Origin of the sequence: Acinetobacter sp. AG3 (assembly GCF_022343575.1) — a bacterium.
Lineage (GTDB): Bacteria > Pseudomonadota > Gammaproteobacteria > Pseudomonadales > Moraxellaceae > Acinetobacter > Acinetobacter guillouiae.
This window is the reverse complement of record NZ_JAKQZD010000001.1, coordinates 393,123-419,826: the sequence shown is the minus strand read 5'-3', so window position 1 is coordinate 419,826 and position 26,704 is coordinate 393,123. Positions and strand designations below refer to the sequence as shown.

Below are 26,704 nucleotides of genomic sequence, written 5' to 3'. Positions count from 1 at the left end.
TGTTTAAAAGCCAACAGAAAATTCTGTCATCCCCTACTATTGAGTTTTAGATGCAGGTTGAGTAATGGTTTTAAGCAACTTAAATCGTTTTTTTTCGAGCACATAAAAACGTGTAGTCACTTGATCCACTGTATAGTTTTGATCCATATGCTCTTCTTGTGTGACTAAGAGACGGCTGTTTGGACGTGTTGCAATCACATCTTCAGTCCGTTCCTCACCACCAAAACCGTCCGCTAAAAGCTGCCCCGTACGTTTATTGACAAAAGAATAGACTCTACATCCCCCGCCACAACCCCACATGGTGGTGACATATTCACCGGCAAAATCTGGTTTTTGTGTTAATGCTTCTCTCAGTCGAGTGCGGAACATATTGGCACTTGGATCTGAAAGATCAAGTTTCGCGGTCTTGCCTGTATACACAGCCTTCACAGGATAGTCACTAAATTGAGGGACAACGTTTTTTGCATATGCCAGTGATAGGCTTGCCACAGCAAATAACATACTGATTAGAAACTTATTCATTGTGATGACCTTAACTTTTAATAGATTATTGTTTTAAGTCAAATCATAACAAAAGCTAAATTGTTGTGCTGTAGATTTATAGAAACTCTTCCAGCACAGAATTTAAAAATACATGACCTTGCGCTGTACATGCCAACTGTGTGTCATCATTTAACATCAATTTACGCTGTTTTAATGAACCAATCACCTGATCTAAATCAGACAAATTCAATCCTGTACGTTCAGGATACATTTGCGCATGAACACCCTCATTTAAACGTAAAGCATTCATCATAAATTCAAAAGGCATGTCTTGTTTTTCAATACGTTTAAATTGCAAATGTTCAGCCGGCACTTTGGCTAAGTAGTCTTTAGGCAAACGGGTTTTTTGAAAACGGTATACGCCATCCGCTTGGGTAATTTTGCCATGTGCCCCTGCCCCAATCGCTAAATAATCGCCAAATTGCCAATAATTTAAATTATGTGATGACGGTTTTTCTTTCCGCCATGCAGACACTTCATAATTGATAAAGCCATTGGCCTTTAAATATTGCTCACCCTGTTCTTGGATGATTTCCAGAACATCATCTACAGGCAAAATAGGCTGAGTGCGGAAAAAAACCGTATTCGGTTCAATGGTCAATTGATACCATGAAATATGGGTTGCCCCATTTTCGACTGCAAGTTTTAAGTCATATAAGGCTTGTTCTAAAGTCTGTTCTGGCAAACCATGCATCAAATCTACGTTGACGCGTTGAAAACCCGCTTGTTTGGCATGTTGAATGGCGGAAACAGCATCATCATTGGAATGGATACGCCCCAGCTTTGTTAAATGATCAGGATTAAAACTTTGCACCCCAAGCGATAAACGATTAATTCCAACATCTAAATAGTCAGCAAATGGATCATGTTCAACCGTCCCTGGATTGGCTTCCAAAGTAATTTCACAATCCTGCTCAAACGGGACTAAAGCTTTTAGCTGGGTAAAAAGCCACTGATAACCTTGTGCGGAAATCAATGACGGGGTTCCACCGCCAATAAACACACTATGAATTTTACGTCCCTGAGCAAAATCCACTTGGGTTTTAAAATCTTCAACCAGTGCCAATAAATATTCTTGCTCTAAATCTAAAGACAGCTTCCCATCGGGTACAGCATGTGAGTTAAAGTCACAATACGGACACTTACGGACACACCACGGCATATGGATATAAAGCGACAAAGGTATATTTTGAGGTGTTAAATCAGTCAAAGAAGGCTCAGAACAAGTTTAGAGAGTGATTATTTTAACATGACTTCTACCATCCGATTAGAACAAGTCATCAATTTGCTTTAGACTGAACATTAACAATAAAAGTAGATGAAGAAGAATGCTGAAATTATCGAGTCAATTATTGTTCCTTTTACCACTCACCATGGGTATTGGCATTGCCATGACCTTTCAAACCGCCATCAATACTCAATTGCGCGAATATCTGCATTCTCCATTACAAGCTGCCCTTTTGTCCTTTTTAGTTGGTACACTATTGCTCGCTATTTTGGTGATTGTGCAAGCTGAACAAAGAACAACCCTTTCAAGTTTAGCAGTGATACCTTGGTATCTTTGGCTAGGTGGCTGCTTAGGTGTTTATGCAATCAGTATGAGCATTTATACTGCACCAAAACTGGGTTTTTTAACCCTGTCAGGCTTAATTATTTTTGGACAAATTGCAATGTCGATGATCGTTGACCAATTTGGACTACTGGGTACAGATAAAACGCCAGTAAACTGGCAACGTCTTTTAGGTGGCGTGGTGATTTTTATAGGTGTGCTTCTCACTCTACAACGCTAACCAATCTATTTTCTAAGCACATTTAAAACGAGTATTTACTGTGTCTGCATCGATAAAAGCCACAACTACCCGCTTTGAATTAAAGCAACTTTTTAACTTAATGCTCCCAATTTTAATCACTCAGTTTGCTGCAGCAGGCTTTGGATTGATTGATACCATTATGGCTGGGCATATGTCTCCCGAAGATCTTGCCGCAATTGCTGTTGGTGTAGGTTTATGGATTCCAGTTATGCTGCTGTTTAGTGGCATCATGATCGCAACCACGCCTTTAGTGGCAGAAGCCAATGGCGCACGCACCCCAGAAAACATCCCTTCGATTGTTCGTCAGTCTTTATGGGTTGCCTTATTGCTGGGTATTATTGGCATGCTGGTTTTACAGATCATTCCTTTATTGTTGCCTTTGGTTGGTGTGCCTGAATCTTTATTGCCTAAAGCCAGTTTGTTTTTACATGCAATTGCTTTTGGGATGCCTGCTTTTACCATGTATTCAACATTGCGGGGCTATTCAGAAGCTTTAGGCTACCCTCGTCCTGTCACAGTGATTAGCCTTGTTGCGCTTGTGGTACAAATTCCGCTGAACTTTATTTTTATGTATGGAATTGGGCCTATTCCACACTTGGGAAGTGCTGGCTGTGGTTTTGCAACAGCCTTGTTGCAGTGGATCATGTTCATCACGATTAGCATTTATATTTTAAAAGCCAAACGCTACCAAGCCACACAACCCTTAAATATGTTTGAGAAAATAGACCGCGTACTGATTAAACGTATCCTCAAACTGGGGTTACCGATTGGTTTGGCGATTTTCTTTGAGGTCAGTATTTTTAGTACAGGTGCAATTGTACTCAGTCCGCTTGGTGAAGTTACTGTTGCAGCACATCAAATTGCCTTATCTATCACATCGCAATTGTTTATGATTCCGATGTCATTGGCTTTAGCTCTGACCATTCGTACAGGGACTTATTATGGCGAAAAGAATTGGTATGCGATGCGAAAAGTCCAGAAAGTTGGATTAATGACCAGTACCTTATTTGCCTGTATCACAATGTTACTGCTGTTGATTTTACGCCCTCAAATTGTGTCTGTTTATACCAGTGACTATGATGTTTCCCAAGCAGCGATATATTTAATTTTATTTGCAATTGGCTACCAACTTATGGATGCATGGCAAGTCAGTGCTGCGGGTTGTTTACGTGGAATGCAAGATACCAAAGGCCCAATGTGGATCACTATGTTGGCCTACTGGATCATCGCTTTCCCTGTTGGGATTTATTTGGCTCGCCATACCGATATGGGCGCCGCTGGGGTATGGACAGGACTGATCATTGGACTGACCATCGCCTGTGTTTTATTATTAACGCGTCTGTATATGAACAATAAAAGGTTGAGTCAGGCTTAAATTAAAAACGCTTATATTGAATGCGTTTATCTAAAAATAATGCTGTTTAAATACAGCATTATTTTTTATAAGTGTACTTTATTTTATTCAGATTGAAGCTGATAGGCTTGCTGAAACTTTTCAGACATCTCAGATTCATTGCCAACCTCTTTTACGATGGCTTGCCCCACAATGACATCAATTCCATTAAACGTCATCGTTGGAGAACCATATAACTCATAGCCGTCATTTAAAGCTTTACTGACCCGTGCACAGAAATTCACATCATCCTTACCAGTTAAATAACGATAAACTTTCATGATCCAACAACGATTAAAATATTGAAGAATATTTTAATCCAAAAGCACTGAGAAGAAACCGATAGCATGCTGGATATTTTAAGATTTAAAATAGCCAAGTAGAAACAAACGCTTAACAAATTAGAGTAGGCAGTTTAACAATAGTCGCCTATGATCAAAATGAATTAAACGTTTAATCCCAATTAAAAGGATGGTTACGAATGTCGAAAAGTACCAGTACCCCAGGTCGCCGCTTTATGAAACTTGCGAGTATGACTGCAAGTATCGCGACGAAAACGGTATCAAATTCAATTCGTAACTTTAATGCGGATGAAGAACAAAAAAATGAAGCCCGCAGTAAGCTGTTCCAAGATATTGGTGTTCAAATTGCAGATACCTTAGGAGAAATGAAAGGTGCTGTGATGAAAGTTGGTCAAATCGCCTCGCAATATAAAGATATCTTTCCACCTGAAGTCGCACGAGCAATTGCTAAATTGCAACGTCAAGCACCTGCAATGCCATTTGCTGAAATTAAACAACAAGTAGAACGCGAGCTAGGCAAACCGATTGATCAAACCTTTCTGCATTTTGATGAACAACCTTTCGCAGCAGCATCTATTGGTCAAGTCCACAAAGCCATGTTAAAAAATGGCACTGAAGTTGTGGTCAAAGTACAATATCCTGGGGTAGATGAAGCATGTGAAAGTGACTTAAAACAGGTTCGTTTGGCATTACGCTTAATGGGTGTTTTAAAAGTAGATAAAAAATTACAAGATCGTTTATTTAAAGAAATTCAAGACAGCTTACATGAAGAACTCAATTACGAAATTGAGGCACAAAACTTACAAGTTTTTAGAACATTCCATCAAGCTTTGGACACAAAAATTATTATTCCCAAAGTGTTTACAGACTATTCGAGTCGTCGCATCTTAACCCTAAGCCTTGAAAAAGGTGAAAGTATTGAAACTGCAAGTACTTGGGATTTATCTGTGCGCAATGAAATTGGTCGACGCTTAATCTTGGCATTGGGCCAACAGATTTTCTTCTTAAAACGTTTCCATTGTGACCCTCATCCTGGCAACTTTGCTTTCCGTGAAGATGGCAGTGTAATCATTTACGATTTTGGCGGTGTAAAAACCTTATCCAATGAAATCATTACTCATTTTAAAGCCTTGGTCAGAGCTGCACGAAAACAAGATATTGTGACGATTGAAGAGCATTTAACCGTTTTAGATGCACTGGCTGAAAAAGGTAAATTTCCAGTCGAATTGTATGAGGCATGGCTTGAAATTTTATTACGACCGCTGACTACACATTATGATTTTGCTGAAAATTCAGCACATCATGATGGCATCAAACTGGTGAAAAAATCATTGAAGTATTGGGATGTATTTAAACCATCGCCAGATACTTTAATGGTAAATCGTACGATTTCAGGACAATACTGGAATCTGATTCAACTTAAAGTCCATGATAATTTAAAAGATCTCTTTGAAGAGTTGGTGCCTTTACAAGACTAAGTTTTCTTGATGGTTTTTATTGAAGTCGATTGCATCCAGTTCTTTTAAAAGTAACATAATCAATGCATTCATTTTAAAAATTTCGTTATACGCTTCATCTAATTTTAAGGATAGAGCTTTACATTAAACTTATATTTGAAGTCTAAGCCAGATCCTCCTGCTCAGGCTTCTTTTTTTATCTCACTTTTTTCAAATCCGCTAGACAACACGAATACCCATCAAATGAAGTACTTTACAAATTAAATGTAATATTATAACATTACACTATGTTTAAATAATTAGAGGTTAAAACCATGCGCCAAGGTATCCACCCAGAATATCGTCAAGTGTTATTTCATGACACCAATGCCAATGCATACTTTGTTATTGGTAGCACGATCAAGACAACAAATACCAAAGAATATGAAGGCACACAATATCCTTATGTCACACTCGATATATCCAGTGCTTCACATCCTTTCTATACAGGTGAAATTCGTCAGGCAAGCAATGAAGGTCGTATTGCCAACTTCAATAAGCGCTTTGCCCGTTTTAAACGTTAATTGAACTGTATGTTGTGTCTAAGCCTAAGCTTCCCTCAGCTTAGGCTTTTTCATTTTGAATATTGCACATTATTTTGTGGATAAAAGCATTTGAAAAATATAAAAGCCAATCGCTAAACAGATCACACCAATAATCACACTAGAAACGGTATAAGCCAAAGCGATTGGAAACTGTCCCTGCCGAATCAGCTGGAATGTTTCCAGACCAAAACTGGAAAAAGTTGTAAAACCACCGAGGATTCCAACCATTAAAAATAATCGAGTTTCATTCTGTAAAATAGGATAGCGCTGGGTAAAAGCAAAAAAAATCCCAGCCAAGAAACAGCCCAAGATATTGATCGACCATGTTGTCCAAGGGAATAGGCTATGTGGTTTAGAAATAATAAACCCTGCACCATAACGTAAACTTGCACCAATTGCCCCACCGCATGCGACCAATAGCCAATTCATGTTTAGATATCCTTAAAACTTTTTAAAAAACGCATTTACCACCATCCGATTTTTTACAGCTCAGCTTGTTTATAAGCAGCTTGTGTATAAGCGGATAGTTATCCACAGATTAACATGGAGAAGCTTAACGATCTAATTTAAGTGGCAACTCATTTCTGACATAAAAGTCCAAAGTTGGCACAACAAATGCAAATACATCTTGTTCACGAACATCCCATTGTTGTAACAATGGACAAGCAATATTAAGCACTTGCGCAGGCAGAACCTGACTAAAATCAAAAGGCATTTCAATATCCCCTTGTGATAGTTTTTCAGGTTGATCGACCCATTCTACCCATGCATGGTCTTGTTCAGCCAGATATTGAATGGCCTCATCCCATGAAGAGAATAAATTTTGCCACGCTTCAGGCAAGCGCGGATCTGTATTGATTTGAACCGTGCTAGACAATTGATAAACTGGATCAAGTTCAAGCTCTGTTTGAATCAGCTGTTCAGAGACTTGATGAACAAATTTCTTTGCATATTGTGCTGGCATCGCATCACTTGCCAAACGCCCACTCAAAACATAAAGCTGCTGGTCAATCACAACTTGCTCGAAAATCACCGTTTTATCCTGTTGTGTAGGGGCAATATAAAAGCGCCAATTGCTTTGTTTCGGTGATGGCATCAATTTACGTAATGGACCTAAAAAAGAAAAACCAAAATGTTCATGCTGATATGTCAGTATGGTAAAAATCGTTTTCCCTTGCTTTTCCCATAACTGAATAGGCTGTGGATAGCGTGAACGAACTTGATCTATATCCACCAACCACGACAAATACACAATATTCTTGACCTGACTTTGTAGCTGTAGAAAAGGAATAAAACCCATCAAGATACGGCGTAGTTTTAATAATAATGGGCGTTCAGCAAAAAGACCGATCAGGCTCAAAATAAAGTTTGAATCTTTATTTTTAATATTATGACGATTCATACCGACCTATTTTTATGAATTTCGATGCTGTTATTTTAGCAAATATGGTTAAAGAATGGCCCATCTCAAAATATTAAATAGCATTACTGAATTATTTAACCATAGGCTATGATATTGGCACGATTTAACACGGAATTTTCACATCATGGCTCAAGAATTATTGAAACAACTTCAAGCAGGCGATGCAAAATTTGCAGATGTCATCAGTCATATCGAAGCTCGTTATACCCACACCCCGACTGCATTTCAAAATGGTCAACAGCATAATGCTGCCACAGAGAACCAAGGCAGTGCCAAAGTTTTTTCTTTTGCGCAATTAAATGATTTAGATCAACAACAAACACTGAATCTATTTGCAGAGCATTATGCTGCTGTTTTGGCAACGCCTGATGCAACAGACCATCAGAACATTCGCCAGTTTATGCAAAATGGCTGGAATGGCATCAAATTTGAAGACGATGCTTTAACAGCAAAATAACAACAATACAATTAAGTTAGGGATCTATTCGATCCCTTTCTACACGATTATGGACGCTCATCATATTGAGGTAAACCGTCACAAATCGTATCCCACTCTGCTTTATAAGCAGTAAAAATATGCATTGTCGGCTTCTGTTCTAAAGCTGTATCTAAAGTTCCAATTCTTAAACGATAGGTATCTGGTGTCTCTGCTTTAATACTGATGATCGGTGAGCCACATTCTTGGCAGAAACAACGTGTTGTTGTTGCTGTCGATGCAAATTTTTTCAGTAGTTCCTCACCTTTGGTGATTTTAAAATCTGCTTTTTGAATTGGCGCATTGGTCGCAAATGCTGTGCCATTGGCTTTACGACAACGTTGGCAATGACACTCGATCACCGCTCCAATTTCACCATGAATCTCATAGTGAATACCGTCACACAAACAACTTCCTGTATATATTTTTTCAGCAGACATTGAGAAAATCTCCCTATTTCAAAGGCTATTGGCAATAGCATCAAACTAGCATAAAAGTCGCGTTTTTAATCAAAACACCATCATTTTTTTGCCTAATCTCATCTACTGAGATATTGATGTACACCCTCACCTGCAGCACGCCCTGTCGCAAAACATGCCGTCAACAAATATCCTCCTGTCGGGGCATCCCAGTCCAGCATTTCACCACAGCAAAATACAGAGGGATTGGATTTTAGTTGTAAATGCTGTGTTAATACGGCTTGCTTTACACCACCAGCACAGCTGATCGCTTCTTCAATCGGACGAAACCCCTCAAGCTCAATTTTTAAATGCTTCATCTGTTGTGCGAGTTTTTCAGGAATGTTCCATACTGATTTATCTACCAATTCACGAATCAGATTGGCTTTGGCAACATCTAAACCTGCCTTGCGCCAAATATTGGTACTGGATTGCTTTTTGGACGACTGTAATTTCTGAGTAAGCTGTTGAACAGTTTGATCAGGTAACAAGTCCAGATAAATCGACATCGGTTGATTGTGCTGTACCAACTGACGTAATAATCGCCCCTGCTTATAGATGAGACCACTTTCTAGTCCATAATGGGTAATCACAATATCACCTTGTGTCTTTGCAGAATTTTCCACCCAAGCGTCTACACGTTTAAGAGGCTGACCAAAGACTGGTTGCATATAATTCGACCATGCCCGAACCACACCGGCATTACTCGCTTGAAACGCTTCAATTTCAGAAGCAGACAACCACTTTTGCCATGCACCATCACTGCCTAAACGTGACCATGACACAGCACCACAAGCCAGAATAATCGCATCAAAATTCAAAAGCTGTGCTTGATTGTTTCTTAGATCAAAAATTTCGAGTTGTTGCTGCTTTAAATCTATTATTTGATGACGATAATGAAATTGAACGTGCTGCGCTGCCAAATGCTTTAACCAAGCACGTAACAAAGGCGCGGCCTTCATTTCTACAGGAAAAATTCGCCCTGAACTACCCACATAGGATTCAATCCCTAAACCATGCATCCAACTTTGAATCCACGTCGCATCCCACTTTTCAACCCAAGGTCTTAACCATTCCACATGATCATAACGTTGAATAAATTGTTCAAATGCTTCTGCATGGGAAATATTCAGCCCCGTCTTTCCAGCCATCAAAAATTTACGTGCAGCAGAAGGTTTCTGTTCAAAAACATGAACGTCATAATCAGTTGTAGACTGACTTAAAACATCTGCAGCCATTAAACCTGCTGGCCCTGCCCCGATGATGGCAATTTTCTTAATTGGCATCAGACAGCTCTGATAAGTTTTCAACGCTTTGACCCTGACGTGGTCCAACCTCATCAAAACGGGTTTGATAGTGTTCAGGTTTAGCAATAATCAATTGCTGACACAATTCACCACGTTCTAAATATTTAATTTCAAAATGCGTACGTGCTGAATCTGATGCAATCGTTTGTTTTTCATAAGGCAGCTTCCAAATATCTTTTAGTTGCTGTTCTGCTTCAGCAATATATTCAGGAATATTACTGGCTAAAGTGATACTGCCATTTGGAGATAATCTGGAAAGCAAAAATTCAAAAAAAGGCATATTTAACCAGCGTTGCGCAGGATTATGCGGTTCTGGATTTGGATAGAGAATAAAAAACTGTTGTACCTGATTGGGATAAAGTGCATGCACCACCCATGGCAATGCATCAGCATGAATAGGGGTTAAATTTGTTTGACCTTCTAACTGATGCTGTTTTTGCATGGCAATAAATTTTTCACGGGTTCTTTCTATCGCAATCAATTTCAGTTCAGGGTGCTGTTCAGAAAAGAGCAAGGCATGTTTGCCCTTTCCTGCCCCAATTTCTACACAAATTGGGTTATTTTCAATACATTGAAAATCACGAGGAGCATGCATACGCTGTGCTTGAAATTGACGAATCGACATAATCAGATCAAACTAACAAGAAATCGTTCACAAGTTTAACAACTCTTTACGGTTTTTGCTTTTTTAAATGAGGATTTCCAAATGTCTAAAACTTTTCCTTGCCCTCGCTGCGGTGAACCTTCTACATGGGAAGGCAACGAATTTCGTCCATTTTGCTCTGAGCGTTGTAAACTGATCGATTTAGGTGCATGGGCCAATGGAGATTATACCTTACCTACAGAAGATGCCCCGCAAGCTGAGGATTCCTAAGCTTTCCTAGATTTTTATCATTTTACTGGCTGATCTTGAACTTACTTAATTATCACAATACACTAAAGAAACTTTATATTAAAACTTCACAGTAAGCATTCATTTTTCATAAGACTTTGGATCTGCTACCACAGGTTTATTTCATACTTTAAACATAATAAAAGTTTGATTAGTTTTCAGCCATGATAAAACAAGGAGCATTTAAATGTTTATAGGTTTAAAAATATTTATCACTATTTTATTGATTTTATGTGCATTTTTTACTTTTATTGGAGTATATGCACTCGATTTTTCTTTCATCGCAATTGGAATTCTATTTGCAATAGTCATCTTATTAATCAAATTGGAAATGGTAAAGTAGCGGTGATTTAAATCAATTTAACACTATTATTAAACTATTTTATAGATCTCTTTCATAAATCAAAAAATGATCATATTGAGCGAATCATATGGGTATTGAAAGTTCCTTCTCCCTTTGGGAGAAGGCTAGGATGAGGGGGATTTTATGTTGATTTATAGTTTTAAAAAGGACTTATGAAAGAAGTCTAATTTTAATTTTCTCATTCTCCACGCATATTATTTCAATGATGAGATGAATGACTTTTGCAGGAGTTATTTAAAGATGAGCATAAACAGCATTGTTTTATGAACTGTTTTCACTCAGATCATTCACGTTACTATTACAGATTCTTACTAAATGTTGAATCATTAATAAAATATACATTTAAAACAGAAATGGTGAGTAAAACATTGATTACTTCACCATTTTTCATTTCTTATTTTTACTATAAAGCCAGACAGCGAATACTTAACCCGCTTTACTTGCTACAAAAAGATTGTGTTGCTTTTCAAAACCAATGGTACTCATTGGACCATGCCCTGAAATAAATTGAGTTTCATCAGGTAGGGTAAAGCATTCACGCTGAATTGAATCTAAGAGCTGTTGATGGTTGCCTTTTGGAAAGTCAGTACGGCCAATTGAACCTTTAAACAGCACATCTCCTGTCCAAAGCACACCATATTTGGCATTGTAAAAAATGACGTGACCTGGTGTATGTCCTGGTGCAAAACGCACTTCAAACTCTTCATCCCCTAAGCTTAACTTTTCGCCACCCTCTAACCATTGATTGACATGAACAGGCTCAGGAATTGGAAATCCATAACGGGCAGATACGTCTTGAATCATTTCTAACCAAAACAGGTCTTCTTTATGCGGACCAATCACAGGCACATTCCATTCTTTGACCAATGCACCTACTGCACCAGCATGATCCAAATGACCATGTGTTAACCACAATGCTTTGACTGTCAGTCCTAATGCTTCAACTTCTTGTTTTAATTTCTCAGGCTCACCACCAGCATCAATCAATACCGCTTCTTTGGTTTCCGAATCCCAAACAATAGAACAATTTTGGGCGAATGCAGTAACGGGTACAATCTTGACTTGTAACATGATAATTTTCCTAAAAAACCCTATACCTGTAAATGAAACTTGAGTGTATTCAATTGAGTCTGTAAAAGTTGCTCAAATAAGTCAATATGATCCGCACGGCTATTTAATGCAGGAATGTAAGCATAGTGTTGACCACCTGCTTTTAAAAACAATTCAGCATTTTGAATCGCCAGCTCTTCCAAGGTTTCTAAACAATCTGCCGAAAATGCAGGGCTCAGCACTTGAACAGATTCAACACCTTGCGCTGCCCACTCTTGCAATAGTTGATCGGTATACGGTTTTACCCATTCTTGTTTTCCAAAACGGGATTGGAAACTGATCGCCCATTGGTCGTCTTTTAAATCTAATGCCTGTGCTACCTTAAGTGCAGTGATACGACAACGCTCTGCATAAGGATCGCCTTTATCTGCATAAGGCTGTGGGATCCCATGAAAAGACATCAACAGTTTAGCGGCTTGTCCATATTGCTGCTGATAGTCACGCACACTGTTGGCTAAGGCCTGAATATAAAGTGGGTGTTGATAATAATCTCGAATAAAACTTAAACCCGGAATATTGCGTTGCTTTAACAACCATTGTGCAACGGCATCATATAAAGGGGCGGTTGATGTTGCCGAGTACTGTGGAAATAACGGAAAAAGAATAATATGGTCATACTGCTTGTTTTTCGCATCATTCAATACAGCATCGATACCCGGTCGCCCATAGGTCATTGCTGGCACAATCTCTAAATCTAAATCAGCATTGGTACTTATTAATTTTTTTTGTAGTGATTCAACTTGTTCAAATAGAATTTCACGCATCGGTGAATCATTTGACCAGACTTGTGCATAAGCTTCGGCAACACGCTTTGGTCGAAAAGGCAGAACAAATGCATTTAAAATAATTGCCCATAAAATTTTGGGAATTTCGATGACGCGCTGATCTGATAAAAACTGCTTTAAAAAAGCTCGAACAGCTGGAGCTGTAGGCGCATCTGGTGTCCCTAAATTAGCAATAATAATCAGGACTTTAGGTTTAGATAAAGACATTTTCACCCGATTTACAGAATAGTTTATCTCGAATGATCAGCTTAACAGAGTCTTTATCTAAACAAAATTTTTTATCTTAACTCACTCAATTTATTTGATTTAAAAAATTGACGAACGACTGCTAATACGTTGTGAACTTTCAAGCAGTTTCACGCATTTATCCGTCATCTGCCAGAGCATACGCTGACGATCATCACGCCCCACAGGGATGATCCATTCATTTTGACGGACTTGCTGCTTAATCGTATGCAATGAACGCACATTAATCTGCGCTCTAGATACAGCATGAGCACGTGGCATCACCACTTGCGCATCGGTTAAACCCGTATTATTCAAATATTCGTTTAAGACTTTAGAGAAAAAATCCTCAGACGTCGGTTGTCTAAATTCAACTGATAAGATTTTCAATAACTCTGCCCATGTCATCTCACGCGCTGGCGATAACTCTTTAAAATTACCATCTTGATAGGCATGCATTCGATAATCAAAATTAAACACTTCATGTAATGAAACTTTGGGTAAAGTTAAAAATGGATCTGCTTCTTTTTTTCCTTGCTCTACGGAAACATGTGCCAACTTTGCTTTTAAACGATCAATCTCATCTTGTAAGACTTGAATATTCTGAGGTCTGACCCATCCTACAACAGGATAGCGCTCTAGCATTTGTGGCATATATGAACGTACTGCAAGTTCTAAATCGCGTAAAGTTCGATAAGTAACGACTTGCTCAACTTCTTTTTGTAGTTGATGTCTAAATTCATTAAACTTTTCTTTTAGCAGTGTACTTTCTTCTTTTAAATGCGGTTCACGAAATTCAGGACTCTCATGCATAAATACAATAATTGGTTTCTGTTTGGTCACCGCATAAATATATTCAAGATGTAGATAACTCACCCCTGAAACAGATTGTTCACCGTACTGACTCCCCAACAACAATAAAACGTAATCACAGTCATCTATCTGACGACGTGCAAATGCGGTACTTAATGGTGTCCGTTGTTCTAATCCCCAAGAAAAAAACCCCATCCCTATAAGGGTTTGTGACACGACCATCCGTTCTGGCTGCATTTCTTTGCCAGATGTTGTAATAAAAACTTGATACCGTTTATCGAGCATAGGTTAACCCATTCTTGTCACACCCTACTTAAATCCATCCATGAGCTTTAAGTTGGATATGCCCTACACTTATGAAAATATATTAAATCTGTTCAATATTGAAAGAATTAGCCGAGTTTTTCAACAATATTTTCTACAGACCATGTAATTTTTGGTTGTATGAGATGTTTGATGACATTTTCTAATTGTTTTGCATTTCCCCCACTCACAAAACATTGTAAACGCACCCCTTTTTCTTGCAAGCTACTTGATATTAACTCATTTTTTAACAATATACGCGCCGTTTGTCGTGCAACCGCTAATCCAGAATCAATTAAGTTAAGCTGAGGGCCGTATAATTCTTGAATACTTTGTTTTAAGTAAGGGTAATGGGTGCAGCCCAACACCAAATAATCTGAACCTTTGGCAATGACTGGATCTAAAACCTTTTGCAGGCTATGTTTGCATTCCAAACTGTTATAACGTCCAGATTCAATCAAGGGAACCAGTTCAAGATTGGTAATCGTCAGTACTTCAACATTGGCAGGTTCTGCAAAACGCTGCATCACATCTTTGATCAATTTTCCACGAAAAGTGGCAGGTGTAGCCAAAACGGAAACCACTTTAGACTGGGTTTGTAGCACTGCTGGCTTTAAAGCAGGCACCAGCCCAACAATAGGAAAGTTTTCACCATAATGATCACGTAAATAATCAAGACTAAATGCTGAAGCGGTATTACATGCCACAACTGCGATTTTACAACCTTGACGATATAACCACTCGATTGCTTGTGCAGTTAATTCACGAATATTTTGATCCGTCCGTGGGCCATAAGGGACATGTGCAGTATCGGCATAATAAACAATACGTTCATTTGGCAAATAATTGGCAATTTCCTGTGCAATAGAAAGCCCACCGATACCTGAATCAAAAATACCAATCGGGGCATCTGCCAAGGCTTTTGGCATTGGATTTTCTAGAGGAGAGAGAGGAAGAATCGCGCTCATTTGATCCACTATTGGCATACGGTAAAATAATTAACAAGATTAAACCTCAAGTCCCTAATTGCAAGTGAAAATCACCACTTTCTAAAGATAAAATGGTATCTCCTTGTTCATTTTCAAGCAATTTCCCATATTCAATCAGATGAAAAAAAGCAGAACGTTGAATCAAGGCATTTATCCCAAAACGAATATGTACATAAGGTCTTAACTCACCTTGATATTCACGCATAAAAATAGGGTGTTCTGGATCAATCAGTGTAATGTCTTGATTGGTGGTGGTAACTTGTAAATAGACCTGTCCATCGAGATTCACCTGATCAACTTGATTGACCAATAAAGGTTCATCCTCAACTTGAATTTCAATCTGTTCAACTGGGGTTTTTAAATAGAACTTTCCGTCTTCTTTCCAAAGTACTTTTGTAAACAGGTCTAAAAGCGCTTGGCGTTTGATCAATTGACCTTCGTGCCACCATTCTCCATTGGCTTTTACCGTCAAATCCATTTTGCCACAATGCTTTGGCTGCCACTGCTCTAAAGGGGGTATTGACCTTTTGTGACCCGCCTGTACATCTTTTAAGTATTGTGCAATGCTCATTAAGTTTTTATTATCAGAATCTGGCTGATTTTGAGCCGCTGATGTTGAATTATTTTGATTTACCATGGTTTATGCCTTGCTGACTTAAAAATAATACGACTCAGCCAATTGGCTAGATTAGGGTTTCTAACTATACTAGCGCAAAATATATTATTGGTACGAGCGTTAATTCGTATCACGGAATTTTTAGAACACTCATGGCAGCACCGATTTATTAATTCCCAATAAATGCTCACGGTTGCCACCCTTAGAAATATGAGGAGTCCTACATGGAACACATCGAACGCGAATCGATGGAGTTTGACGTAGTGATCGTAGGCGCAGGCCCTGCGGGTCTTTCTGCTGCGATTAAAATTCGTCAATTAGCTCTTGAAAACAATCTTCCAGACCTTTCCGTCTGTGTGGTTGAAAAAGGCTCTGAAGTTGGTGCGCATATCCTTTCTGGTGCTGTACTTGAACCTCGTGCAATCAATGAACTTTTCCCTGACTGGAAAGAACAAGGTGCGCCTTTAAATGTACCTGTGACTGAGGACAAAACTTATTTCCTCATGTCTGCTGAAAAGTCACAAGAAGCACCACATTGGATGGTGCCTAAAACCATGCACAATGATGGTAACTATGTTATTTCATTGGGTAATGTCGTGCGTTGGTTAGGTCAAAAAGCGGAAGAGTTAGAAGTTTCTATCTTCCCTGGCTTTGCTGCCTCAGAAATCCTTTATCATGAAGATGGTTCTGTAAAAGGCATCCAAACTGGTGATATGGGTATTGGTAAAGATGGTGAACCGACGCATAACTTTACCCCTGGCTATGAACTTCATGCAAAATACACAATTTTTGCAGAAGGTTGCCGTGGACACCTTGGTAAACGTCTGATTGCAAAATACAACTTAGATCAAGATGCTGATCCGCAACATTACGGTATCGGGATCAAAGAACTTTGGGAAATTGACCCTGCTAAACATAAACCAGGTTTAGTGATGCATGGTTCAGGCTGGCCTTTGGCAGAAACAGGTTCTTCAGGCGGCTGGTGGTTATATCACGCTGAAAACAACCAAGTGACCTTGGGGATGATTGTCGATTTATCTTATGAAAATCCACACATGTACCCTTTTGCTGAAATGCAACGTTGGAAAACACATCCACTGATCAAGCAATATCTTGAAGGCGGTAAGCGTATTTCTTATGGCGCACGTGCAGTTGTTAAAGGCGGTCTAAACTCTCTACCTAAACTGACCTTCCCAGGCGGTTGCTTAATTGGTGATGATGCAGGTTTCTTAAACTTTGCTAAAATCAAAGGCTCTCATACTGCGATGAAATCGGGTATGTTGTGTGGTGAAGCTGTATTTGAAGCAATTCAAGCAGGTCATGAGAAAGGTGGTGATTTAGCGGTTGCGCGTGTCGCTGAAGGCGAAGATTTCTTTGCTAAAGAATTGACTGCATATACGGACAAATTCAACAACAGTTGGTTAAAAGAAGAGTTACATCGTTCACGTAACTTTGGCCCAGCGATGCATAAATTCGGTTTATGGATGGGTGGTGCATTTAACTTTATCGATCAAAATATCTTTAAAGTGCCATTTACCCTACATGACCTTGCACCTGACTTTAGTGCATTAAAAACTGTAGATGCTGCGACATTTAAACCGACCTATCCAAAGCCAGACGGTAAATTAACCTTTGATCGTTTATCTTCTGTATTTGTATCGAATACCGTACATGAAGAGAATCAGCCAGCTCACTTAAAGCTGACCGATGCTTCTATTCCAGTCAATGTCAACTTACCAAAATGGGATGAGCCTGCTCAACGCTACTGCCCTGCTGGTGTTTACGAGATTATGGAAAATGATGATGGTTCTAAGCGCTTCCAGATTAATGCTGCAAACTGTGTTCACTGTAAGACTTGCGATATTAAAGATCCATCTCAGAACATCACTTGGGTAACTCCTGAGGGTGGCGGTGGTCCAAACTACCCGAATATGTAAATCAACAAACCCGCTTCGGCGGGTTTTTTAATTTAATATCGTTAGAGCGATGTCAAACCTAATAATTTTTAAGTTTGCTTACATAGATGTAGATTATTAAAACGATGATTTATATCTATGTCTTTCTATTTTAAAAAATCCCAAACATTTGGGTTGTGATATTCTTTTTTAATATCATAACCTAGTTTTTCCATTTTAACTTCTGTACTTTGTCTCTCTCTTTCCCACTTATTTAAATCTTTACTCAATAACACTTTCCAATCTTTATCTCTAATTTTCTCATCATATTGATAAAAATAGTGAGAAAAAAAAGTAATAAAATCCAAGTGAATTTTTACTTCATCAATAGATTCGCGAAAATTTATCGTTAATATGACATTATTTTTATAAAATCTAAGAGGCTGGCGTTTTAACGCACTCGAATACTTCTCCCATTTTTCCTCACTATCCAAATAAAACCCATCCAAACTCCCCTGATAGTTAGGTATTTTATTATTGGCTTCAAATGATTGTTTTCCAAACACTCTCGGTTCAGACTCGAAGTAAAAGACTTTCCAACCATTTTTATTTAATTGCTTTACAATTTTCTCATAAGAAAAAAATTATTTTTTTCATTAATTTTTTTAGATTTTATATTACTAATATCAAAACCTATATCTGTAACGTCTTGTTTTGGATAGTTATCATCTGAGAAAAAAACCAAATTTTCTAAATTATTAAAAACTAAAACTGTGTGGTCATATCCATCTTTTAAATTTAATTTTAGTTTACTTTCTTCATTTACATTTAATTTTGGTCGTATAAATCCAACACTTGCACCTAAACTATATTGTGAAAAAAACTTAGCATTACTATTAATTAAATTTTCACTAGGGTTGCCAGCCACAACGCCAATAATATAATCAGATTCATTCATTTCTTGTTCATTTTTACTCATCGTCTCAGATGACGAATTACAAGCTACCAAACTCGATAACAATGTGATTACCAAAAATCGAATAATTTTCTTTAAAATCATCCTGTATCTCGACTTTAATTATTAGATTTTTCAGTCATTTTAGCCTTACTAATACAACTAAATTATTTTCAATACAACCATAGAATTTTCATACAGCATACTAAAAAATATTAATAAATACACATGACGGCTTTATCTTCACTAATTGAATAACTTGGCTTTAGAAAACCATATAAATCAATTGTATACTTAAAAATGTTTCCCTTTATCCAATAATTAATAGTGACTTGATTTAAACAACCATATTAAGATTATTTAAACAAAAATACATTACTTAAAAAACCTACTTAATTTTATTTACTGCAAAACAATCAAATCATATTTTTTTCTAAAATTAATATTACCACCATATGCATTTCTAGTCTGCCCCTCTAATATAATTTCATATTTTCCATTTTTAATGGGGGTCCCTTTAACTTCAATTGTATTATCACTATAAGGAGGCTCTCCAACACCAGTATTTAAAACCAAACCAGAATCATTAGTGATATTGCTATCAACAAATAAGTCATCAACCAATATAACTTTCTCAATTTCAATTTTAACGTTATAAGGTTTTCCTACTGAAGCTTTTGGCAAATTATCAGGTGTTATAGTCGGAGTATTACTACAGCCTAATATAAAAAAAGCTGACAATAAAAGTAAATATATATTTTTCATAAATTTCCTAATTCAATGTCTTTTCAACAACAATAAACCAATATAAATTACTAGAAAAAAAACTCAGTTCTTGATCTTTAATTTTTTGATTACTTCCCCAAGTTGCACAATAAGCTGATACTATTTCACTATGTTGAGTTGAGGAAGTAATTAATTGTCCTTTTTTTGTTTTAATATTATCTGTAAATACAATCCAATGTGAAGGACCTCTAACTTTAAGTTTGCTAAATCGAGGAATTTCTGGCTGCCCTTCTACAATAGCACCCATTGTTAATGCTATCAAATAATGATTTTGCATCGAAAATGCATTTGCTTTTATTAAGCTATCAACACGGCTACTGTAATTTCTTTCAGTATATACTATTTTATAACCAATATTCTTTAACCAACGCTCCATATCTGATGGTAGAGTAAATGCCGTAAAACCATTAAAACTATCACCTACAATATTCTGACTTTCTGCTGTATTATAATCAAAAACTGAATTCTCTGAATCTCTCAAACTCCCCATTGTTATCCAATCTACTGGTGAAATTCTTGGATTTAATGTTATTTTATTATTAACACCTTTATTCTCCTTATAGAAACCATTCACTTTTCTAGCACCATCTAAAGAAGGTTTTATATTAAGATTATTAACCTTTACCTCACCCTTCTCCCATAACTCTTTTACTATTTTAGCATATATTTTCTTATTGCTATTTAAAACGCAATAAAAGAACGCAGCTGGCCCGCACAAATATGTACTGCGTTGATTTGGGTATGGATCTTTAATTCTACTATATAAACTAGTCTCAACACGTTCTTTAGTAAAAGGATCATTTGAATTACCGGGAGGGTATTTTTCTTCAATAAAAACCCTATTCGATGGTAGATTCACTTCCACAATATTTGGATTATTAGGTTGTGTCTGTTTCGTAACATTGTTTGTTTCTTTATATTTAACAATATCTAATTTAACATTATATCTATTTTGAGAGCTAAACTCTTCAATTCTGTTTGCACTCAAATATCTTTTAATAACATGAACTTCAGCACCACTCTTAGATATTCTAAATAAATCAAAAATTAAAATACATTCTTTTAGTTTAGCAGGATCATTGACAACTATTTTTAAAATGTGAGTTCTGAAATTCTTAGTTGACTTAATCAATAAATTTTTTGAATATGGTGATATTTTATTATTACTCTGGTCTAAATAATTAATATTTTTAACAGGATCATAAACTCGCAATGAATATCTCAAATCATTAATATCAACATTAGATTCCAAAGAAACATATGGATAAAAATCGTAATTAGCCATTATCTATCTCATCAATATTTATAAGCTCATCATTTATTAAATGTAAATCCACTTTTTCAGGTTGAATTGTTGTTATTGTTTTAGTATAGCCATTATCATCTGTTATGCCTTCTACCTTACTTCCATTCGCTAAGAAAAAGTAATACTTCATATTTCTCTTAATATTTCCATCATTATCTTTCACCAGCATTTTCAAATCATATGCATTTTTTTCACCTATTTTAGGTAAGCTGATGCTAGAACTAATAACTTTCGCACCACCCAAAAACTTATGTTGTCCAGCTTTGACTTCAAACTTACCCGCAGTGGTCGGTAAAACACCTGCACTACTAATTTCAACTTGAGAACCATCTGCAATCAAAATAATTTTCTTATCCGCTTTAATCTCGATTTTTTCTTCCGTCGAAATAATTTGAATACCTTTACGCGCAATCAAATCAGCACCATCGCCTTGTGCTTGGATTTCAACCTTACCTTTCCCTGCAAATAATCTTGCCCCTTCTTGTGCCGCAAAAAGACTGATCTTTGATTGCGCATGTGCAACTAAATTCTTTTGCGTACTCAGGTTGATACTATCACCCGCAGTTTCATAGATTTGTCGATCGGCAGAAAGATGTAGATCTTCATTAGTAGCAAGCGCAATCGAATTGGGTGAGGCCAATAACATGAGGGCTTGCTTAAAGGTATCTGCTTGATTTTTTGCTTCACTGGATTCGCCTTTTTCCAAATAAGAAATAAACGATTTCAAATGATCTAAATTTTCTAAAGGATCCGTTTGCTGATTCTTAGCAACTTCACTTAAGGCTTTAGAGTTATTTAGACTACTTTCTAACTGACTTTTCGCCGCAGTTGCATCAAGGTGATTGCCTGAAGCTGAATCTTGAGCATAGGTACTGAGTAGTAGACCCTGTCCTGCACGCACTGCACCCCATTGGTCTGTTCTTAGTTCAAAACCTTCGCCTCGTCCTTCACTGGTATCAGTTTCTTTAGGATGACTCAGGTTACCGAGGTTAAGTTGACTCGCACCGTGACTACTTTGTAGCTGGCTGCTGATCTGGTTGGTGGTATCGTCAAATTTCAGTTGGTTATAGCCATTGCCCTGATATTCCTTAGTTTTAATCCCTGCCAATTTCTTGGTATCGGGCAACTTGCCTTTGTCATCAAACTTGCTCAGGCTGCGTTGCGCTTCATGGATCCGCCCCACCACAAATGGTCGATCGATATTGCCATCAAAGAAATCTATCACGACAATCTCACCAATCCTCGGTAAGAACCGCGCACCATAGCCTTCACCTGCCCACGGGGTCAGTACATCCACCCAAGCGGAATCGGTGTCGTTGTCATTGCTCCCTGCACCACCATCATGACTGTGGTCTTCATTGCGGGTAAACAGGAAGCGAACTTTAATACGTCCCCATTCATCGACATGGATTTCTTCTCCACTTGGTCCAACCACTTTGGCACGTTGTGGATGGGTACTTGGACGGTGTTGTAGTGGGTGGTATTCAGGAACAGTGGTGATATTACGGCGTTGTAGCACCAATTGATTGGCTTGGCGTTCATCACTGTTGCTGTTGTCTGCTTTATTTTCGTTTACCCAGTTGCTTTGTTGGAGCAAGCGATTGATTTGTTCGTTCAGATCTTTAGGTAAGTTGTTCTGGTTATAGAATGTCTTTGAGGTGATCAGAAATTCTTTGTCTGAGCCACTGTGTTGATCTATTTCAGGGTGTTCGTTTAACTCAAACCAGTAGCCTACTTGAGCATCACGTACAGTGGAGTTGGCAACAAATTGCTTGGATTGAGCATCGTAATAATGGCTGAGGTTTTGGTTAATCTTTTCAATCTGATTGTTATTTGAAGCGGTTGCTTGGTCTTCACCATTCAAGTCTTGAATCCATGCTGGGCTGATATGCCAAGCCTGTTCTAAACCGAGACTGGCATTGTTTTGATTTTGACTATGTTGGTGTTTACTTTGAACACTGCCTGCGCCCTCTTCTTGTTCTAACACATCTGCTTGCCAGCGTTGTACATGGACAGCAGTGGGTTGTAAGCTACGTTGCCCAATAAAGCTGGTGATGCTGTCTTGTTGTTCTGTGGCACTGCTACGATGGAAGCGGATCTTTCTTCGTTCTAGTGCTTTGTATTCACTGTTATCATCCACCAAACGCAGTTTTTGTGGTTGAATTTGAGTCGCAGAACTAGGCACAATCAATTGCGCTTCATCAATCAGCCAGTTGATCCCTTCACTGCGCATCAAGCGGGTTAAAAATGCATAGTCGCTTTCGTTACTCTGCATAATGAATGGTCGGATATCGTAGTCTTTTTTAAGACCACTTTTATCCAGGCTTAGACTGGAGGCAAAGAGTGGGCTTTTGTCTTGCCATTCTTTAAAGAGGGTTTCTATGACTTGCACAACCGACTTATTCATAAACACTCGGCTGTTACGGCGTTTATACCACAGTGAAGTGGCATCTTCGAGTTTGAGTTTATATAGCGTTAGTGCACCATCACTTTGCCCTTGTGCGGCCTCAGTAATTACGCCTGTGCTACGAAACAGTTGTCCATGATCTGTGACTTGATCAATGGCCACTTGGCTACCAATGAATTGTTTAAGCGGAATCACAGCCGAGGTGGCAAGGCAAATCAGTTCAATAGACACACCTTGGTTTAGACCATGTTGTCCATCGATACGTTGTAAGAAGACTTGGTTGTTTAAGTCTGTATTGCTAAATTGGATATGCAAAGCTCGTTTTTGTGCGTTTAGTCCAAGCTGATCCAATATTTTATAAATGCTATTTACTAAGCTGTTCATTTGAATGAGTTAATTATTATTAAAAAATATGTTTAGATTATAATCATAAGTCAAAATTCTGTCATTTTTAATTTTGTAAAATGATTTAATATCCACAATATAATTATTAAAATTCAACAAATTGCATATAACATAAATTTATTAGCCATTAAAAACAGGCCAAATAAATTTCAATATTTTTAAATCAATAAAAGGGAAATCATTACATATAACATAGACTGATTTCCACCCATCATAATCTTTTAACCTTTCTTCACTAAATAGTGAAATTCCTTATTCCCGGCATCATCTAGTACTTCTTCTTGTAAAATCAACTCATGACCGAGATGCATACAAAATTTAGGAATGTCCCAAGAGGTTGAATTATCAGTTGCAAATACTTCAACGACATCACCTGATTTAGATTTACGAATTGCTTGATGCAACATCATTACAGGCTCAGGACAACGTAGTCCACGCGTGTTTAATTGAATGCTTGCTGTAGGCATCGGTTCAGACATTATCTATTCTCAAAAAGAAGCGAAATCAATCAATAATTTTAACACAAACTCAAATAATGAATAAGGCTTGCAATATATCTATAATATGACACATACATTCATCTATTTACCTTATTTAATAGATAGACATCTGTGTTTTCTTCGGTATGATAAAAAAACATTTACTAGATATTAAGCGTCTTTAGGAAAGATCATGCACGAGGAATCAGGCCCATCGTGGGGAATGCGTGGCTTACGCAAATGGTTAGGAACAGCGCCAGAAACCCGGGATGAACTGCTAAAATTAGTACAAGATTCACGTCGTTTTTTAGAACCCGATACTGTTGCAATGTTAGAAGGCGTATTAGACCTTCCTGCAACAAAAATCCGTGAAGTCATGACTCCGCGCACAGCGATGGTCAGTTTGCAAGAAGATGATCAACTTCTTGATATTTTAGATATTCTTATTGAATCTGCACATTCACGTTTCCCTGTTTTCTCTTCTGATCAGCCTGAAAACGTGGTGGGTATTTTACTTGCTAAAGATCTTTTACCCTTTTTAACTGATCGTTCATCTGTTGTCGATGTGCATGCGTTAATGCGTCAGCCATTATTTGTGCCAGAAAGTGCCCGTTCCGACCAAGTTTTGAGAATGTTAAAAAACACTCAAACCCATATTGCTATTGTGATTGATGAATATGGTTCAACAGCAGGTCTCGTCACTTTAGAAGATATTCTGGAAGAGATTGTTGGCGAAATTGAAGATGAGCATGATAACGTTGACGAAGAAGCGCAATTTATCATTCCAGATACAACCCATACCACAGCCAATACATGGATTGTGCAAGCACTTACACCAATCGAACATTTTAACAATGTTTTAGATGCTGAATTTCCTGACGATGAAGTAGAGACTATGGGCGGATTACTGCTTCAAGAAATTGGTCTAGTGAGTGATCTTCAAGGCCAAGTGGTTGAGCTTGAGGATTGGGAATTTACAATTATTGAAGCAGATGCACGCACTATTCATCTGATTCGAGCTGTACATAAATGAGAGCATACTTTGACAAGCTGTTAAATTCATCACAACAACAAAAACAGCTGCCCTTCATTTTCCCATTATTGATTTCGTTAATGTCAGGCGCAGTGTTCAGTTTAGCACTGGCGCCTTATTATTGGTGGTGGTTGGCAATTTTATCGCCTGCCCTGCTATATGCTTGCTTAAAAGGCCGTACACCACGCCAAGCATTTGCGATTGGCTTAAGCTATGGCTTTGGTCTATGGTTTGTTGGCGCATTCTGGCTCTATACATCGATTCATGTGTATGGAGATACCAATGCAGTATTAAGTGTCTTGATGATCGCCATCATGGCCATTGTCATGGGGCTTTTTACCGCAATTCAGACTTGGGTATATCGTAGATTCTTCCCTGAAACACCATTAACTTTCGCTCCTTTGTGGGTTATTTTTGAATGGTCGAAGACTTGGGTCTTTACGGGTTTTCCTTGGTTATTTGCAGGTTACGCATTTACTGAACGACTCTTAGATGGCTATGCTCCATTGTTTGGTGTGTTTGCAGTATCTTTTGTCGTGATTATCCTTGCTTGTGCATTGGTTGAAATTTTAAATAGAAAAGTCTTTTGGATCTTTCCTGCAATCATTTTAATCCTTGGCGCATGGGGCGCATCGTTTATCACTTTCGTACAACCGAAAGCAGAAAAGCCGCTCTCCGTTTCTTTGATTCAAGGCAATATTCCGCAAGATTTAAAATGGTTAACTGAATATCAGGTTAAAACCTTAGAAATTTACGTTAATTTAAGCCGTACTGAATGGGGGCGTGATCTGATTGTTTGGCCAGAATCCTCGATTCCACTGTTCCAAACAGATATTCAACAATTCTTGGATATGATGGATCAACAAGCCAAAAGTTCAGGCACAGCATGGGTAACGGGTATTCCTTATTGGGACTTAAAAGAATCACAGAAAAATGGCTATCCAATGTACTACAACAGTATGATGGCTTCTGGCGCAGATTCTTCAGGCTTATATAAAAAACAACGTCTGGTGCCTTTTGGTGAATATATTCCACTTTCAGGATTGTTGGCTTGGGTATTACCTGCACTACAAAATGATCCATCCATGAGTGGATTTTCCCAAGGTGCATCCAATCAAAAACCTTTTAATATTAAAGGACATGATTTGGCTGCAGCCATTTGTTATGAAGTGGCCTATCCGAATCTCACTCGACGTAATGCGATTAATAGTGACTTTTTAGTGACTGTTTCTAATGATGCGTGGTTCACTGGTACAGCAGGTCCATTACAACATCTTCAAATGGTACAAATGCGTGCTAAGGAAAATGGACGTTGGTTTATTCGTGCCACCAATACAGGTGTTACAGCTTTTATTGACCACAATGGGCATATTGTAAAACAAGCCCCTGTAGATCAAAAAGCTGTGCTTCGTGGTGATTTACCTGCCATGCAAGGTGAAACTTGGTACACCCGCTTTAGTGATTATCCTATTTTATTGCTCTCCCTATTGTTATTAATTTTAGGCTGGATCTATCGACCTAAAGCAGTCGATATTAGCTTTAAATCTAGACGTTAATGCTTGAATCCCTCATCTCTGGTTTAAGGAGA

At 37.9% G+C, this 26,704-nt stretch carries 28 protein-coding genes; 9 read left to right on the top strand and 19 right to left on the bottom strand.

Features of this window, described 5'->3' with window-relative positions:
• Positions 1-36: 36 nt before the first annotated feature.
• Positions 37-522, bottom strand: a complete 486-nt coding sequence (locus tag L3V46_RS01900; RefSeq protein ID WP_239044800.1) for a hypothetical protein — start codon at positions 520-522, stop codon at positions 37-39.
• 76 nt (positions 523-598) lie between these two features.
• On the bottom strand, positions 599-1,753 hold the full coding sequence (gene hemW, locus L3V46_RS01895) for a radical SAM family heme chaperone HemW (protein ID WP_275424467.1): 1,155 nt from the start codon (positions 1,751-1,753) through the stop codon (positions 599-601).
• A gap of 118 nt (positions 1,754-1,871) precedes the next feature.
• Here hemW and L3V46_RS01890 point away from each other — a divergent pair, with 118 nt between their 5' ends.
• Together L3V46_RS01890 and L3V46_RS01885 are read left to right on the top strand one after the other, a co-directional pair.
• Positions 1,872-2,333 carry a DMT family transporter gene (locus L3V46_RS01890; RefSeq protein ID WP_239044799.1) on the top strand — a complete coding sequence of 154 codons (462 nt, stop codon included), beginning with the start codon at positions 1,872-1,874 and terminating at the stop codon, positions 2,331-2,333.
• Between the two features lie 40 nt (positions 2,334-2,373).
• Complete coding sequence (locus tag L3V46_RS01885) at positions 2,374-3,729, top strand: MATE family efflux transporter (protein WP_004816810.1); 1,356 nt, start codon at positions 2,374-2,376, stop codon at positions 3,727-3,729.
• Between the two features lie 83 nt (positions 3,730-3,812).
• Here L3V46_RS01885 and L3V46_RS01880 read toward each other — a convergent pair whose 3' ends face one another.
• A complete protein-coding gene (locus L3V46_RS01880; RefSeq protein ID WP_004816808.1) occupies positions 3,813-4,028 on the bottom strand; it encodes a DUF1737 domain-containing protein in 216 nt (71 codons plus the stop codon).
• 200 nt (positions 4,029-4,228) lie between these two features.
• On the opposite strand from L3V46_RS01880, the gene L3V46_RS01875 reads away from it, so the two are divergent.
• On the top strand, positions 4,229-5,527 hold the full coding sequence (locus L3V46_RS01875; protein ID WP_004816806.1) for an AarF/ABC1/UbiB kinase family protein: 1,299 nt from the start codon (positions 4,229-4,231) through the stop codon (positions 5,525-5,527).
• Positions 5,528-5,820: 293 nt separating this feature from the next.
• Positions 5,821-6,069, top strand: coding sequence for a type B 50S ribosomal protein L31 (locus L3V46_RS01870; protein WP_004816804.1), 249 nt, complete (start codon positions 5,821-5,823; stop codon positions 6,067-6,069).
• Between the two features lie 69 nt (positions 6,070-6,138).
• Here the strand turns inward: L3V46_RS01870 and crcB are convergent, their stop codons facing one another.
• Both crcB and L3V46_RS01860 read right to left on the bottom strand, forming a co-directional pair.
• Entirely contained in the window at positions 6,139-6,519 is a 381-nt protein-coding gene (gene crcB / locus L3V46_RS01865; RefSeq protein ID WP_209827892.1) for a fluoride efflux transporter CrcB, read from the bottom strand.
• A gap of 124 nt (positions 6,520-6,643) precedes the next feature.
• Positions 6,644-7,492, bottom strand: coding sequence for a DUF2071 domain-containing protein (locus tag L3V46_RS01860; RefSeq protein ID WP_209827890.1), 849 nt, complete (start codon positions 7,490-7,492; stop codon positions 6,644-6,646).
• 145 nt (positions 7,493-7,637) lie between these two features.
• On the opposite strand from L3V46_RS01860, the gene L3V46_RS01855 reads away from it, so the two are divergent.
• Entirely contained in the window at positions 7,638-7,970 is a 333-nt protein-coding gene (locus L3V46_RS01855; protein WP_239044798.1) for a HopJ type III effector protein, read from the top strand.
• Between the two features lie 47 nt (positions 7,971-8,017).
• Here the strand turns inward: L3V46_RS01855 and L3V46_RS01850 are convergent, their stop codons facing one another.
• The 3 genes from L3V46_RS01850 to L3V46_RS01840 all read right to left on the bottom strand — a co-directional run bounded on the left by L3V46_RS01850 (position 8,018) and on the right by L3V46_RS01840 (position 10,384).
• Positions 8,018-8,428: a GFA family protein gene (locus tag L3V46_RS01850; protein WP_004816796.1), complete on the bottom strand. Its 411-nt coding sequence runs from the start codon at positions 8,426-8,428 to the stop codon at positions 8,018-8,020.
• Between the two features lie 98 nt (positions 8,429-8,526).
• Entirely contained in the window at positions 8,527-9,732 is a 1,206-nt protein-coding gene (locus L3V46_RS01845; protein WP_004816794.1) for a TIGR03862 family flavoprotein, read from the bottom strand.
• Positions 9,722-10,384, bottom strand: coding sequence for an SAM-dependent methyltransferase (locus L3V46_RS01840; protein ID WP_171066867.1), 663 nt, complete (start codon positions 10,382-10,384; stop codon positions 9,722-9,724). The genes L3V46_RS01845 and L3V46_RS01840 overlap by 11 nt, the downstream gene beginning before the upstream one ends.
• A 75-nt stretch (positions 10,385-10,459) precedes the next feature.
• On the opposite strand from L3V46_RS01840, the gene L3V46_RS01835 reads away from it, so the two are divergent.
• Positions 10,460-10,627: a DNA gyrase inhibitor YacG gene (locus tag L3V46_RS01835; protein ID WP_004816790.1), complete on the top strand. Its 168-nt coding sequence runs from the start codon at positions 10,460-10,462 to the stop codon at positions 10,625-10,627.
• An 808-nt stretch (positions 10,628-11,435) separates the two neighbouring features.
• Here the strand turns inward: L3V46_RS01835 and L3V46_RS01830 are convergent.
• The 5 genes from L3V46_RS01830 to L3V46_RS01810 all read right to left on the bottom strand — a co-directional run bounded on the left by L3V46_RS01830 (position 11,436) and on the right by L3V46_RS01810 (position 15,871).
• Positions 11,436-12,080, bottom strand: a complete 645-nt coding sequence (locus L3V46_RS01830) for an MBL fold metallo-hydrolase (RefSeq protein WP_239044797.1) — start codon at positions 12,078-12,080, stop codon at positions 11,436-11,438.
• A 20-nt stretch (positions 12,081-12,100) separates the two neighbouring features.
• Complete coding sequence (gene hemH, locus L3V46_RS01825) at positions 12,101-13,111, bottom strand: ferrochelatase (RefSeq protein WP_034616443.1); 1,011 nt, start codon at positions 13,109-13,111, stop codon at positions 12,101-12,103.
• 99 nt (positions 13,112-13,210) lie between these two features.
• Positions 13,211-14,227 carry a DUF4062 domain-containing protein gene (locus L3V46_RS01820; protein WP_096735246.1) on the bottom strand — a complete coding sequence of 339 codons (1,017 nt, stop codon included), beginning with the start codon at positions 14,225-14,227 and terminating at the stop codon, positions 13,211-13,213.
• Between the two features lie 107 nt (positions 14,228-14,334).
• Positions 14,335-15,213: a glutamate racemase gene (murI, locus tag L3V46_RS01815; RefSeq protein WP_035370572.1), complete on the bottom strand. Its 879-nt coding sequence runs from the start codon at positions 15,211-15,213 to the stop codon at positions 14,335-14,337.
• Between the two features lie 46 nt (positions 15,214-15,259).
• Positions 15,260-15,871: a DUF1285 domain-containing protein gene (locus L3V46_RS01810; RefSeq protein WP_004816777.1), complete on the bottom strand. Its 612-nt coding sequence runs from the start codon at positions 15,869-15,871 to the stop codon at positions 15,260-15,262.
• Positions 15,872-16,074: 203 nt separating this feature from the next.
• On the opposite strand from L3V46_RS01810, the gene L3V46_RS01805 reads away from it, so the two are divergent.
• Complete coding sequence (locus tag L3V46_RS01805) at positions 16,075-17,787, top strand: electron transfer flavoprotein-ubiquinone oxidoreductase (protein WP_004725573.1); 1,713 nt, start codon at positions 16,075-16,077, stop codon at positions 17,785-17,787.
• A 125-nt stretch (positions 17,788-17,912) separates the two neighbouring features.
• On the opposite strand, the gene L3V46_RS01800 is transcribed toward L3V46_RS01805, so the two are convergent.
• From L3V46_RS01800 to tusA, 6 genes are all read right to left on the bottom strand, one after another.
• Positions 17,913-18,311, bottom strand: a complete 399-nt coding sequence (locus L3V46_RS01800; protein ID WP_239044796.1) for a hypothetical protein — start codon at positions 18,309-18,311, stop codon at positions 17,913-17,915.
• 53 nt (positions 18,312-18,364) lie between these two features.
• The gene (locus tag L3V46_RS01795) at positions 18,365-18,703 is read right to left on the bottom strand and encodes a hypothetical protein (protein ID WP_239044795.1); all 339 of its coding nucleotides are present in this window, start codon (positions 18,701-18,703) and stop codon (positions 18,365-18,367) included.
• Positions 18,704-19,102: 399 nt separating this feature from the next.
• Entirely contained in the window at positions 19,103-19,465 is a 363-nt protein-coding gene (locus tag L3V46_RS01790) for a hypothetical protein (protein WP_227504302.1), read from the bottom strand.
• Positions 19,466-19,472: 7 nt separating this feature from the next.
• Positions 19,473-20,771 carry a hypothetical protein gene (locus tag L3V46_RS01785; RefSeq protein WP_239044794.1) on the bottom strand — a complete coding sequence of 433 codons (1,299 nt, stop codon included), beginning with the start codon at positions 20,769-20,771 and terminating at the stop codon, positions 19,473-19,475.
• The gene (locus L3V46_RS01780) at positions 20,764-23,583 is read right to left on the bottom strand and encodes a type VI secretion system Vgr family protein (protein WP_239044793.1); all 2,820 of its coding nucleotides are present in this window, start codon (positions 23,581-23,583) and stop codon (positions 20,764-20,766) included. The genes L3V46_RS01785 and L3V46_RS01780 overlap by 8 nt, the downstream gene beginning before the upstream one ends.
• A gap of 242 nt (positions 23,584-23,825) precedes the next feature.
• On the bottom strand, positions 23,826-24,083 hold the full coding sequence (tusA, locus tag L3V46_RS01775) for a sulfurtransferase TusA (RefSeq protein ID WP_004725563.1): 258 nt from the start codon (positions 24,081-24,083) through the stop codon (positions 23,826-23,828).
• 193 nt (positions 24,084-24,276) lie between these two features.
• Here tusA and L3V46_RS01770 point away from each other — a divergent pair, with 193 nt between their 5' ends.
• Together L3V46_RS01770 and lnt are read left to right on the top strand one after the other, a co-directional pair.
• Positions 24,277-25,116 carry a CBS domain-containing protein gene (locus tag L3V46_RS01770; protein ID WP_004816763.1) on the top strand — a complete coding sequence of 280 codons (840 nt, stop codon included), beginning with the start codon at positions 24,277-24,279 and terminating at the stop codon, positions 25,114-25,116.
• Positions 25,113-26,672 (top strand): apolipoprotein N-acyltransferase, encoded by a 1,560-nt coding sequence (gene lnt, locus L3V46_RS01765; protein WP_004725558.1) that lies wholly within the window; start codon positions 25,113-25,115, stop codon positions 26,670-26,672. The genes L3V46_RS01770 and lnt overlap by 4 nt, the downstream gene beginning before the upstream one ends.
• Positions 26,673-26,704 lie beyond the last annotated feature (32 nt).